This window comes from Methanoregula sp., assembly GCF_028712425.1.
Taxonomy (GTDB): Archaea; Halobacteriota; Methanomicrobia; order Methanomicrobiales; family Methanospirillaceae; genus Methanoregula.
In genome coordinates, this window is the sequence record NZ_JAQTQD010000005.1 from 20489 (window position 1) to 33934 (window position 13446).

Below are 13446 nucleotides of genomic sequence, written 5' to 3' on the forward strand. Positions count from 1 at the left end.
ACTGTTTCTCTATTAAGCCCGTGCTACGCATTCTTCTTTAGATAGGGGACCGTCGTTCTGTTTGGTCCCCGTGTATTGTCGCTATGAAGAGTTTACCAGAGGTTTTTCTATGCTCTTTGGAATTCCTGATTTACAGATAGTGCTCGGCTATGGGCTGTCCATCGGCTTAGCCCTGGCGTGTATCGTGTACGGCTGGCTGTACTGGAACGAGGGGGACGGCGGTAATGGCAGTTAATACCCTGACGATGACGGCGCTGGTGCTCCTCTACCTTGCAGCCACCCTCGTCATCGGTTATCTCGGGTACAGGAAGACAAAAAGTACCGAGGACTACCTGGTTGCCGGACGGTGCAGCCACCCGGTGATCATTGCCCTTTCGTACGGTGCAACGTTCATCTCCACGTCCGCCATCATCGGGTTCGGGGGACAGGCAGCAAACCTCGGGATGAGCCTGATCTGGCTGACGGTCCTCAACATCGGGGTCGGCATCCTTCTCGCCTTCGTCCTCTTCGGCAAGAAGACGCGGGAGATCGGCCACCGCCTCTCGGCTGTCACCTTCCCGGACCTGATGTGCAAGATCTACAAGTCCCCGGTCCTCCAGTACATTGCCGGTTTCATCATAGTTATCTCGATGCCCCTGTATACTGCTGCTATCCTCATCGGCGGAGCACGGTTCATTGAGCCAACGCTCGGGATCGATTACACGACCTCGCTGATCCTCTTTGCCGTTATCACGGCCGTCTACGTGGTCTTCGGGGGCCTCATCGCGGTCATGTACACCGATGCTTTCCAGGGTACCATCATGCTGATCGGCATGACCGTGCTGCTCGCCCTCACGCTGGTTGTCGTTGGGGGATGGACCGCCGGGGCAACTGCCCTCACGAATATGGCTGATCTTGTCCCCACGGCACTTGCAGGCCAGGGCATGACCGGCTGGACAACCATGCCGGAACTCGGCTCACCGATCTGGTTCACGGTCATCACCACCCTCGTCCTCGGTGTGGGTATCGGGGTGCTCGCCCAGCCGCAGCTCGTTGTCCGGTTCATGACGGCAAAGGACAACAAGTCCCTGAACCGGGCAATCCTCGTGGGCGGGCCGTTCATTCTGATGATGACCGGTGTCGCCTTCACGGTCGGAGCGCTCTCCAACGTGTACTTCTACCAGACCTCGGGGAAGATTGCTATTGACGCTGCAGGCGGGAATGTTGATGCCATCATGCCGCTCTTCATCAACCAGGCCATGCCCGAGATCTTTGTCGTCATCTTCATGCTGACGCTCCTCTCGGCTGCGATGTCCACGCTCTCTGCCCTGTACCATGCCATGGGCACGGCCCTGATCTGCGATCTCTGGGGCCGCGGAAGGGAGTGCGCCCTGTCGTTGAAGGCGCACCAGGCAGGAATCGTCATCATGATGGTCCTCTCAACGATCCTCGCCCTGCTCATGCCCATCAGCATCATTGCCCGGGCTACCGTCATGTTCATGGGGCTCTGCGCCTGCGCCTTCCTGCCGGCTTTCGCCGTAGGCGTCTATGCAAAGGCGCCATCGACAAAAGCAGCGCTGTGGAGCATGGTTACCGGTGCTGTCGTCTGGTTTGTCTGGACTGCGTTCGTCCACGCGGCAGAGGCAAAACCTCTGGGCCTCTGCCAGGCACTCTTCGGGAAAGTCACCCTCCTTGGCGCTCCGTGGACAGCGGTTGACCCGATCGTGATCGCCCTCCCGATCTCCCTCATCGTCATGGTGGTCATGCAGGTGCAGGCAGGAAAAACACAGCCAGCTCCTGCCATCGCATAACCGAAAAAACCCGTACCGTGGGAGCCCGGCGTACCGGCTCCCTTGGAGAAACTTTTTTTGCCGGCACACAGAAGTGATAACCATGGAACTCGCACACCAGAAGTGCACAACTTATAAAGCCGGATCCCCGCCCCTCACGAGAAAGGATACCCTCGAATACCTTGCGCAGGTGCCGGGCTGGAGCTTAAAAAACGGCCATATCTCCAGGACTTTTACCCTGACTGATGCATCGGCCTGCATTGCATTCTTTGGCGAGATCGCAGCCCTTGCCACAGAAGAGGGACATTTCCCGGATATCTGCATGCGGGAGTCCCGGTACGTTGATGTCTCCCTGTATACGTATCCTGCCGGCGGGCTCACCCTCAACGATTTCATCATCGCCGCCCGGCTCAATGCAAAAGACACCGCACAATAAGACACTTCTTTTTTGACCGGATTTTTTTGCCGGATTGATTGCGCAGGAACAACCAGATCCGGCTCAGTTTTTTCAAACAATTTCCGGTTTGAAAATTTTTTCGCGCGAAAAAAAATCCGGAATGAAATTCCTCCCCTGCCCGACCCCCCCTGGCTTCCTGTGGAAGGTTTTTAGGGGATTTTTCCTTCGGAGATTCCACACGAAATTATGGTGTTTTTTGCATACCTGAAAAGGGGGGTCGGGCAGGGTAAAATTGGAAAAAAACGATCGCGTTTGAAATTTTTGCAGCGATTTCGTTGGGAACATTCTGTAACAAGAGAGGGTAACCTAACCCAATTAATAAGAGGCCCCCACCATTTCAAACTATTAGGGAAGATCCCCGCTCCACCCCACTCATGCCATAGGATGTATCTACACCACCTCTTAGTGGAGCGGTTCTCTGGCACTGGATCCGGGGCAGAACCAAAGTGGGGACTACCGCCTCGGATTAATGCATGCAGGAATTGTCCCAGCTCCATCCTAATGGTATGAGAATTTCATATGTAAAAAAAGATTTTTCTATTTAACAGAACAATACAAAATTGTTTAAATATTATTATATTCACAAATTAGTAGTTAATTACAAATAGGAGATTTATTCATGAGCGATGAATTGGCGGAGACAAAAATTGAAAGGCTCCGTTATTTTTTCGAATTCGAAACATTAATGGCATTGAAAGTCACTCATGAAATTACATTTTCTAATGAATCGAAAAGTCCCATTAGCACAATAAAATTCGATTTGGGCGAATATAAACCATATTTAAGGATATTCGACACCAACAATGAAATTCTAGAATTTTCCAAATCTCGGGAAGCAGGTTCTGGTGATTTTTCACAATATTTAATCGATATCAAATTGCCACATGATCGAGAATTAAAACCAAACGAACGGCGAACGCTTATCATAAAATACGTTTCACCTTCGGGATATAACGATGATGCTCCCCAGTTCGAAAACGCACCATACAGTCGATTAGTGTTTGATTTAAAAGAAGAGATAAATCTCTATATTGCAATCAAATCATCAGATAATTTTCAATTTGTCGACTACCCATATATTCTCGATAATGACGGCAATCCAATCAGAGGGGAAGTCGAGAAATTATCAAAGAAAGATAAGTTCATGCAAGATGAAAGCGGCCAAAATTCTTATTTTTCCATCAAAAGTGAGAGTAACGACAAAACATTAGTAATATACCACAGACAGGCAATTAATCAGAGTATCTCCAATTGGATCGTTGCTGGAAAATGGCTTGGAATAATTTCGGCGATTGTAATTTCATTGTTCATTGTGTCGATGTTACTCTCAAAAAATAATTTAATTGAAAGTAATTTTTTAATTTCCTATCCGGTTTTTGTAATGACAAGCTTAGTCGTGATTAAAGGCTGGTTATTCTCTAAAGATTTAGATTCAAAACTCGAGCGATATGACAAACAGTACCTCATATTAATTGGCACATTGTTTGCAGAACTATTGTTGATCCTGCTGTTTCAATTATCTAGTCCGCAGAATCCAACCATACAGGCATGCAATATAACAGATTGCAATCAAGTGTTGAATTTTACCTTTGATGACATTCCAACGAAATGTTCGACCATGATATCGAATAACTATAACTCAACAATAACCATTAACACGTAGCAGAAATAATAGAGTAAGACCACAACATATTAGTATTTTAATCGATTAAACGTAGATAACGGATAAATATGACACAAGCATCAAAAGCTACACTTCTTCCAATCAAGGCATCACATGTTAGCATGATCCGCAGTAAAAAGGAAGCGAAAGAGCTTGAGCGTAAGATTGAAGAAGATTTTCCCAAAAAGAAACGTATTGCATTGTAGAGATTAAAATGGATTACATGCCAGACGACATTGAAATGAATTGCGTCTGGCTTGATCTTAAAATCGAAAAAACCTCCCATTCTTTTATCAGTGATCAAATCGATAAAATTGCCTTTTTCGAACAAATCAATTCAGATAATGGCAAATTATTTGAAGACATGAAGGAATGGCAAAATCGGGTTGTTCCTTATTCTCTTCCCCTTGATTAAGATGACTCCGGAATCTAATGTCATCGATACCAATTCTCATGATATTGAACTTCTTATTGATAGAATAAGTTCTATCGCATATGATGATAACTTAAAAACCACCTTAGTTGTTAAATCAATAAACTGTCGAGAATGGGAGAAAGAGAAAAGCATTTTTGAGCGATATAAGTTTCCTGATGAGTATTTATCAAATAGCGATATAAAAAAATTGGCTTCCAGATATTATGTAGAAATTCGATCACAAAAAACTACATACAACGAACATATACATTTTGGACATTTTGATTTCAGACCAACATCCGCAACAATTTGTGATGCATTTCTTCCAATTCCTGAAAAAAACGGTTTTTTTGTTACATGTAAAAAAGCATACAAGTCTGATGATTTTGAAAATCCTACAATTTCCACAGTACCTTACACAATGCCCGATATAAAATTAGGCGCGTGTGCACCCTCAAGTCTATGGATTATCTTGACTACATTGGCAAATGAATTAGGGCTGCAATATTATTCACTTTCAGACATTGCATTGAATTTACCTAAAAACTCTCTCTCGAAAAATGGTATACGAGATTTTGAAGCCGTTATTAAAAAAATGAATTTTGAATACTATTATCATTACGGTATACCTCAAAGAGATGAGTACCAAGAAATTGAAAAAAAAATACAAACGAAATCAGAATGTAAAGGGGATTGCAAATTATCGAAACTTTTCGCTCATATCCATACAGATTCTAAAAACATGAGTTTGATGGATTCTGATACATTATACGCCTATATTGAATCAGAAATTCCTGTGTATTTAGTTTTTGATTTTGAGAGTTTATTACTACTACCCACTTATTCTAAATGGAAAAAATCTGAAGAGTGTTCACCCACAGAAAAGGACAAGGAAAAATATCATGCTATCGTTGCTGTTGGCCATACATTAAATAAAAATGGCGAACATCCAGATTTCATCGTTCATGATGTCGATCTAGCACCATTCATCGTGATACCTCAAGAATTTATTAATAAACATTTATTGGAGGCGTTGGTCTTACTTCCTGAAAACACAGTCCATTATACGTTTATTAAAAAAATATTTGAAGAAAAAATTTTACCAAATTTTTTAAAAATTGATAAACATCTCGATTCACTTTCACCAATTGATGAATTAAAAATCAGACCATTCTTAATGCGCTCGCAACGTATCAAATTCTGGTTTTCTAATAAATTAAAATATCCAGAAGAAATTACCCAAATTTTTTCAGTAGCAGAATTTCCAAAATATGTATGGGTATTCGAATTTAGTAATAGTAAAACTAGAGAGAAAAATCAGTCCTTGGGTCATATAATTTTTAATGCAAGCGTATCAGCAAAACAATCCAGCCCTGTGTTAATAACATCTCCAAATTATTTATTGTGGTATGAAAATGGAGAGCTTCGAGATTCATCAAAGGACAACCCGGATTCTTTTTACTTTGGGCTATCTCTTTTTCGATGCAAAGGATAATTCTTCATTTTACAGCATTTTCAATAATTTACTTAATGGAATATAATGTAAAAATATTGAAAATAAGAAGTCTATGCGAGAAGCAGGAGTTGAACCTGCGAACCCCTTCGGGAACAGATCTTGAGTCTGCCTCTGTTGGCCACTTAGATATTCTCGCGCAGAATAGTATGGGGGAGAGGAGAGTAAAAGGCTTTCACAGGACACAAAATCCCGTCAGGAATTCCCGGTTCCCACATCCTTAATTACCTGAATATTCTCATTAGATGAGCATGATTGAGCGCTTGTGGCAGGGCCGTTACCGCGATCTCCTCATCGCAGTCCCGGTAATCGTGTTCTTCCTCATCGTGCTGGCGCTTTCAGGTTCTGAGGTCCTCGGCGGGGACCTTGGGGAGTTCGTGCTTGCCGGCGGGATGGTAGCACCCTTTGTCATCCTCGCCTTCCTCGCCTATACAGGGGAGACGTCCCGCTGGGCCCGGTATACCGCGGTCCTCTGGCTCCTTGGTATCCTCTTCTGTATCTGGGCCATGACCCTTATGATCACTCTTGCACCGGTGATCAGTCTCACCGGTGACGAAGCCGCCCTCGACGCGTATCTTGAGACGCAGCCTCCGGAATCGATGGGCATTGTACTCCTCGTCTCGCTCGGGGCGGTCTTTGCCAGTCTCCTCGGCTTCTCCCACCGGTTCCGGGGGCACCTGTCCCGCGTCCTGCCGTTCAACCCGGATTCGTTTGCCCACACCATCGGTCTTGTCTGTGTTATCGCGCTCATCGTTCTTCCATTGGTCCCGCTGGCTGTCAACGGCAATGCTCCGTTCCTGGATGCCGGGCTGCAGGAAGCCCTTGGTATCGGGAGCGAGGAGCCCGGTTCCAGCGTCAAGCTCGACATCTTCACCCTCATCTGGACAACCATTGCCTCGTTCTTCTTTGTCGGGCTCTGGGTCAGAAAAGACCTTCCGGCAACGCTCTCACGTCTTGGCCTGGTCCGGCCTTCCGCCCGGCAGGTTGCCCTCGGGGTAGCAGCTGGCATCCTGCTCGTTGGAGCCTTTACCGTTATCGATGATCTCCTGGTGCAGCTCTTCGTTGCCTGTGGTATCACGGTGACAGACGAGGTATTGGTGAACAACCTGTTCATCGCTTCCTTCACGCCACTTGCGGCACTCGTGGCATCGGTTGCCGCAGGATTCGGGGAAGAACTCTCGGTCCGCGGCGTGATCCAGCCCCGGTTCGGTATCCTCCTTGCAGCCCTTGTCTTTGCATCCCTGCATGCGTACCAGTACGCGTGGGACGGTGTGATCGAAGTCTTCCTTATCGGGCTCTGCTTCGGTGTGCTCCGGCAGTACACCAACACCTCAACGAGCGCCATTGCGCACGGGATCTACGATCTCGTGCTCTTCTCCCTCATTATGGCGGGGATCACGACGATTTATGAGAGGGGATTGGATCCGGAAGGTTGAGGGGGCTTCGTATTTGATGAATACGAGACCTTCGTAAGATGGTCGAGGAGGAGGAGAACCATTGGCTGTTCAATCCTCAACTTGGTCGAAGAATCCTTCAGGTTCCTCGAAGAACTACGTTCTTCTCATCTCACAAGTCTGATGACTTGTTCGATTCTCCAACTTCGGGTCTTCGACCCTCGACAACTCGATGAGCCCTGCAGGATCCTCTTGAACGTCGGGTCCGATGACCCTCCGCTAGTCGAAGAATCCTTCGGGTTCTTCTCCAGCCTGCCCTTCCCTTGCGGGAACGGCAGTCTACATGAAGTCCGCCAACCCAAGCTGCTGCTGTTTCTCCTCACCGAACGTAGACTCGATCGCGAGGTCGATCACTTCCACCCGCTGCTTGGTGTACTCTGAAATATGGTATTTCCGGCAGATTTCGCGGGACATCTCAAGGTACTTCTTCACAGAGCCCTCGTGAACGGTGGGGATGATATTGCCATTGCAGATGCCCTTGCCCTTGAACTTCGTGCACTTGCCGGCAAGCGGCATGCGGCGGTAGCTCGTGTTACATTTCGTGCACCGGAACTTCTGCTTGGAGAAGGCAGAGAGGTTTCCCATCAGGTCGCGGATGAAATGCGTGTTTAAGACCCGCTCCGCCACATCGTCGGCATCCACGGCCCGGATCTTCTCCGCGAGTTCGAGTTCAGCGCCGAGCTTGTCGGTCATCGTCTTCATCTGGGTATACATGGATTCGATGGGGCCGGCCGAAATATCCGAGGTGTCGTGGGTGAACTGGAACCCTTCGAGCTGGGCCGGCGTGCCGAGCCGGTTCTCGACGCGGTCGATGAGCTTGACGATGGTTTTTGGCTCCGCGTACGTGAGGGCACTCGTGTAGACCTCGATCGGGTACCGCTCGCAGACATCGACATTGAGCGCCTCCTTGTCGATCTCAGCCGGGTCGATACGGCTGGTCAGCACCAGGGGAGCGTCCATGGAACCCCCGCGGTTCTGCGGCAGGAACGAGCGGGAGAAGTTGATCAGGCCGTCGAGAAGGAGCATGATGCAGTCCTCATCGCCATCGCACTGGCCGGTGAAGATGCCATTTGCCACCAGCGTGTGGTCGTCGGCAACCGTCAGGCAGTAGACCCGCTCTTCAGGAGCCGGGACCTGTTCCGCGAGCTTGATGGTATCGGAGATGACGCAACTGCCTTCAAAAACCGGCACCGAATCACCGGGCTTGAGCTCCATTGCCCTGAGCTTGCGAAGATAGCCGGTGTCCCAGACAAGCATCGCGTGGTCGGGGGTGACGACCAGCTCCTTTCCGCGGGAGGTGGTGAACCGGATCAGCGCCGCCGGTGAACGGTGGACCGAGACCGAGGTCACCTTCCGGAGGTGTATCTGGCCGGAGGTGTCCACGGCACGGGTCCAGAACGGCCGGGCCGGGTCCGAATAATACGTGCCGAGCCGGTCAAGGCCGGGCCGGGTGAGGTCGAAGTTCTCCAGCACGAACTTCCGGATCGGGAGCTTCTCCCACCTGCTGCCGTCGTTGACCTCGATCTCCGTCTCGCCCCAGAAGCAGTTCCGGCGTTTTGCGGCATGGAAGAACGGGTGGGCATATCCCACGTTGGCCCTTGTGAACCCGACGATCCTTGCAAGGACGCCGGCGCTCGTGTGCGGGGCAAGACCGATGACGAGATGCCCGATGAGGTCATCGGGTTTGCTGACCTTGTAGAACGGTTCAAGGCCATAGCATTTGACGAGCAGTTCATCCATGAACTTTGTCACGCTGACCAGCCATTCGGCGCAGGAGTCGGAGACAAGGATATCCTGCGGGTGAAGCTCGACCACCTGCGATCCATTCTGGAGATCGTAGCCGTGCGTGTCTTTCGTGTACCCGAGCGAACGCATCTTCTCCACAGGGACGCGGACCTCGTCCGGGCGGATGTGGGTGAGGGGCAGGTCGATCATATCGAACCGTGTCGTGCCATCCTTGAAGACAAAGACGTTCTGCTGCGCCCGGAGAATCCCCTTCTCCATTGCCTCCACTGTCTTCTCCCTTGAGATGACTCCCTTGACCCCCTTGACGAGTGCGATGCTGTCGGTCCTAAGGCCCATCCGCTCCATCGCCTTTGCGTACTCTGCCTTCACGTTCAGGCTGATCCGCTGGCTGCACATGGCGGGGGCATCGCAGCTCGGGCACCGGTCCTGCGTGAGCTCGTGGCCGCACTTTGAGCAGGTGAAGAGGGCGATCGTGTGCCCCCCGCACTTGTCGCACCGGTTCATGTAGGTTATCTCGCCGCACTGGCTGCACCGGCGCCGCCCTACTTCGATCTCGATGATCCCGCCTTCCTTCTGGAAGTCGAGGTCAACGTTGTCTGCGTCGACCTCTGCAGTGTGCGTGGAGGCGGACTGGAACGAGCGCCGGGCCCCGCCTGAGTCCCCGAGCGGGAAGAGGACATGGGGCGGCGGGTTCATCTTCCGGGGTTTCGATTTCCCCGGCCGGCCCATGCGGCCACCGATCCGGGTACCGGAGCGGGACCGCATCTTCAGGCCGGAGAGGTGCATCACCATATCGAGAGGGGCTGCTCCTTCGGGGAGAGTCTGCCAGGTATCGCGCTTCTTCAGGCTGCCATCCAATCCGAGGCCGGCAAGGAACGTACGGTACGTGCGGATGACGATAGTATCCTCGCGGAGATCATGGGAGAGGAGGATCTCTTCGAGAGCAGCCTTGATGGCAGGATCGGTGGGAAGATGGAGGCCGTCCTCGTGAATCGATCCTTTTGCGGATACATACTCAGCCACTGCCCGGATCTGGTCTGTGGTGATGTCGTCCCAGAACCATGTCCACGCCGGGTGGAGATACCCCCCATTCTGTGCATACTCCAGGGCTTCTGCCTCATCCTTTGGGGGCTTCACCCCATCCCCCGCGTCAAGCAGCCACCATTCCTCGCAATACCCTGCGGGAACCAGCGGATGGTTGTTCTCCAAAAATTCCCCGAACGAGATGAGGATCTCACCGACATCGAGGATCTTCTCGATCCCCGGGCCAAGCCGTTTTGCGGTTGCTTCATCGTCGATCCGGAGCACGCTGCCCTCCCGGAGCCGAACCGTCGGACCCTCAAGTGTATCCACCGGCACCACCCCGCAGGCCTTGCCGGGTCGCTCGGTCTTCATCTGGGTGCCCGTGGCAAGGAACTCGCCGAGGATATAGAGCGTGGCCGGGTGCATCCCGGCAGCGGCAAACCCGGTGTTCCGTGACCTCCCGTACCGGAGCCGGAATCCCCCTTTGCGCATCGGGTAGGAGAATACCGGCCGGCCGCCGATGAGATCCCGGAGGTACTTGTCGAGCGGCTTGATCCCCGTGCTCTTGCCGCCATCCCCGCTCTTGGCCGCACCGGCGATCAGCTTGTCGAGCCAGTCCCAGCCCTCCATCTTCATCTTCTCGACCCGGCCTTTGAGCTTCCGGGCCTTCCCGGCAATCCCTTCACCGATGACGAGCGCCATGCCCCCCCGCACAACGTTCGTCTCCACCCGCTCCAGGTTCCGGTGGCCCGAGACCTCTTCCTGCTCGGTTGCTTCACCGTCAATGCAGACCGGGCAGTTCTCGATGATGAGCCGGATCTCGGCTTCGCTCGGGAGGTACTGGAGGTTCATGATCGAGTTGTACTGCCGGATCTCCTCCACGTAGCGCTCCACCTCCTCCTGCCGGGCAATATACCGGTTGATCCCCAGTTTCTGGCGCACGTAGTCGCCGACCAGCACCGACATGGCCTGCGCCGTACCACCGGCACTCCGGATCGGGCCGGCATAGAAGATCATCAGGTACTGGGTCCCGTCGTCATTCTTCCCGAGCGAGACCTTGGCTATCCCTTCCGTGGGGGCGGATACGACGCCTTCTGTCAGGAGCGCCATGGCAACGCGGATGGAGTGGTCGAGCACCTCCATGATGTCCTTCTCCCCAAACCTCCGGGCAACGAAATCGTCACCGATACGGAGGGCCGCTTCCTCGCGGGACATTGTTGCCTCGAGCTCGCGGATCCGGGCCGCAACGCCTTTGACCCCGGTCAGGACCTCCACCCGGTCAGCGAGATCACTTGCAATCGGGATCTCGACATCGGTGCTGGGGTCGAGGCCCCGTAACCGTGCCTCTTTTGCTATCGCAATCTGCTGATGGAGCCCGTCCAGCAGGGACTTCTCGTAGGCCTCCATCACGGGCGAGAGCTTGAGCATATCTACGGATGGGCCGTGAGGGGATTTATGAGTGCTGATTAAGGAGGGGGCTGTGGAACCCTGGACCACAGGGATTTCTTACAATGGCCGGCAGGGAAAAGAGGGAGTCAAAACAGGAAAAAGGGAGGGTGATATCATGCGCTGCGAAACGCAAGCACGGTTATTCTTTCTTTGGCTCGTCTTCCTTTTTAACCGCTTCTGTCTTCGCCTTGTGCGTGAAAATGGAAGCACCGGCGCCGATCGATGCGGTGACGATACCAATCAGGGCTGCAATCACCGTCGGGTTCTCCAGCGGGCTCTCAGATGCGGGTTCTGTGGCAACCGGCGTGGCCGTTATTACCGGGGCAGCAGTGGCGGGAGGCGCCGATGGCGTGGCGACAATAATCTGCGGGGAGCCGGTGCTCATGGGATGAAGTGTCCCGTACTCGGTGGTCTCCTGGCCGGCGATGACATAGATGGTTCCTTCATAATCGATATACCCGCTCAGGGAGAGGCGGATCAGGTGGTTTCCCGGGGCAAGGCTGGTTACCGTTCCCGGGGTGGTGCCATGATATACCCCGTCAATGAGGATCGCGGCGCCGGGCGGCGATGAGGCCACGAACACGCCCCCGGTTGTCGGGGTGGCGGTGGGAACGACCGTTGTCACGGTTGTTGCCGGGATGGTCGTAGCTGTCGTTGTCGGGGCCGCGGTGGTGGTTGTCGGTACTTCGGTGGTCGCCGTCGTTTGCACGGTAGTTGTGGGAGGAACGGTGGTCTCAGTGGTGACAATGGTTGTTTCACTGGTCGTGGGAACCGTGGTATTCGTGACGTTTCCATCGTCAGCCATCACGGGCAGAACCAGGCATGCTGCGACAAGAAGGAGAATGAGATACGTATAGTTCTTTTTCATGATTGGATCTCCATGAGTTCATATCCGGGTGCGGACCCCTGCCCGTGAGAGATACGCCGGCCTCCTGTCACGGGAGAACACCCTTCCGGGGATCATGGTTTCTGAAAAGTATTGCGTGGTCTGCCATGATGAATGTTACCAGATGAGAATAAAAGCACCAGATGTCATCCGGCAGGGACCGGTACGGGGATACGTCCTGTGGGGGGCATAGGAAAAAAGGGAGGGGAATAAAGAGAGGGGAGTAAAACCCCAACCCTTTCGTGGGAATACCTGAGTTGTGGATTCCTCACTTGGAGATAGATTCCAGTACCTTTTCCATGAACTGTTCGCTGCGGTTCTTCATGCCGAACCAGACCACAATGGCAATCGAAGCACCAAGGCCGATCCCGATACCCCAGAAGATGGGTGTAATGATCGTGTAGATGATCGTGAGATCGAGCATTAGCTGCGAGAGGGCCAGCATAACTACAACGAAGTACAGGAAGAGCCGGAGCAGGACGAGGACGGGTGTGACCATTTCGATCTTCGAGGTCTGCGAGTATTTCCTGAAGAAGTCGATGAAGAAATCGACAAGGATGATTCCTATGACAAGGATGATCACGAATGCAACTACATGCGGGATATACTCGATGACCTGTGCCATGAACTTGCTGATGTAGTCAAGGTTGAGGATGTCGACTGCCGCAAGGATCGCGATAAGGTACACGACACAGCGCATGGTGATGTCGCCCAGGTAGCCCAGCGACACATGCGATGTTGCTACGGTCTTTCCTACATCCGATTCGCCGATCAAGGGGGCGGAGGAGACTGCGGCCATGGCCTTGTCGATGATGATCCGGACCGCCTTGCCCAGCACACGTCCGACAATCCAGCCAAGAAGAAGAACAATCACTGCACCAATGATGGCAGGAAGAACTGCCACTACATTTTCCAATCCACGGGAAATAATGTCAACAGACACCATACAGATTACTCCTTATTCAGATCTTTTTAAATCCTTCTGATATAGGGTTGCAGCAGCATATGCTGCGACACTACACAGTAGTTTTAACGTTGTTTATATTTAAATTATCCAGTAATTGATTATAC

12 protein-coding genes are annotated in these 13446 nt (G+C 51.8%); 9 read left to right on the forward strand and 3 right to left on the reverse strand.

What is annotated here, in order from left to right; translation table 11 throughout:
* Positions 1–109: 109 nt before the first annotated feature.
* From PHF39_RS03730 to PHF39_RS03765, 8 genes are all read left to right on the forward strand, one after another.
* The gene (locus PHF39_RS03730; RefSeq protein ID WP_300220315.1) at positions 110–235 is read left to right on the forward strand and encodes a symporter small accessory protein; all 126 of its coding nucleotides are present in this window, start codon (positions 110–112) and stop codon (positions 233–235) included.
* Entirely contained in the window at positions 225–1790 is a 1566-nt protein-coding gene (locus PHF39_RS03735; protein ID WP_300220317.1) for a sodium:solute symporter family protein, read from the forward strand. The genes PHF39_RS03730 and PHF39_RS03735 overlap by 11 nt, the downstream gene beginning before the upstream one ends.
* Positions 1791–1872: 82 nt before the next feature.
* Positions 1873–2205, forward strand: coding sequence for a 4a-hydroxytetrahydrobiopterin dehydratase (locus PHF39_RS03740; RefSeq protein ID WP_300220319.1), 333 nt, complete (start codon positions 1873–1875; stop codon positions 2203–2205).
* Between the two features lie 640 nt (positions 2206–2845).
* Positions 2846–3889, forward strand: coding sequence for a hypothetical protein (locus tag PHF39_RS03745; RefSeq protein ID WP_300220321.1), 1044 nt, complete (start codon positions 2846–2848; stop codon positions 3887–3889).
* 68 nt (positions 3890–3957) lie between these two features.
* Positions 3958–4095, forward strand: a complete 138-nt coding sequence (locus PHF39_RS03750) for a hypothetical protein (protein WP_300220323.1) — start codon at positions 3958–3960, stop codon at positions 4093–4095.
* Between the two features lie 17 nt (positions 4096–4112).
* Complete coding sequence (locus PHF39_RS03755) at positions 4113–4304, forward strand: hypothetical protein (protein WP_300220325.1); 192 nt, start codon at positions 4113–4115, stop codon at positions 4302–4304.
* A 1-nt stretch (position 4305) separates the two neighbouring features.
* Positions 4306–5799, forward strand: a complete 1494-nt coding sequence (locus PHF39_RS03760) for a hypothetical protein (protein WP_300220327.1) — start codon at positions 4306–4308, stop codon at positions 5797–5799.
* Positions 5800–6068: 269 nt separating this feature from the next.
* Positions 6069–7253, forward strand: coding sequence for a CPBP family intramembrane glutamic endopeptidase (locus PHF39_RS03765; protein ID WP_300220329.1), 1185 nt, complete (start codon positions 6069–6071; stop codon positions 7251–7253).
* Between the two features lie 297 nt (positions 7254–7550).
* Here the strand turns inward: PHF39_RS03765 and PHF39_RS03770 are convergent, their stop codons facing one another.
* Together PHF39_RS03770 and PHF39_RS03775 are read right to left on the reverse strand one after the other, a co-directional pair.
* Entirely contained in the window at positions 7551–11468 is a 3918-nt protein-coding gene (locus tag PHF39_RS03770) for a DNA-directed DNA polymerase II large subunit (RefSeq protein ID WP_300220331.1), read from the reverse strand.
* A gap of 160 nt (positions 11469–11628) precedes the next feature.
* Complete coding sequence (locus PHF39_RS03775; RefSeq protein WP_300220333.1) at positions 11629–12357, reverse strand: PEGA domain-containing protein; 729 nt, start codon at positions 12355–12357, stop codon at positions 11629–11631.
* A gap of 28 nt (positions 12358–12385) precedes the next feature.
* Here PHF39_RS03775 and PHF39_RS03780 point away from each other — a divergent pair, with 28 nt between their 5' ends.
* Positions 12386–12568: a hypothetical protein gene (locus PHF39_RS03780; protein ID WP_300220335.1), complete on the forward strand. Its 183-nt coding sequence runs from the start codon at positions 12386–12388 to the stop codon at positions 12566–12568.
* A gap of 75 nt (positions 12569–12643) precedes the next feature.
* Here PHF39_RS03780 and PHF39_RS03785 read toward each other — a convergent pair whose 3' ends face one another.
* Positions 12644–13321 carry a hypothetical protein gene (locus tag PHF39_RS03785; protein WP_300220337.1) on the reverse strand — a complete coding sequence of 226 codons (678 nt, stop codon included), beginning with the start codon at positions 13319–13321 and terminating at the stop codon, positions 12644–12646.
* Positions 13322–13446: the final 125 nt, after the last annotated feature.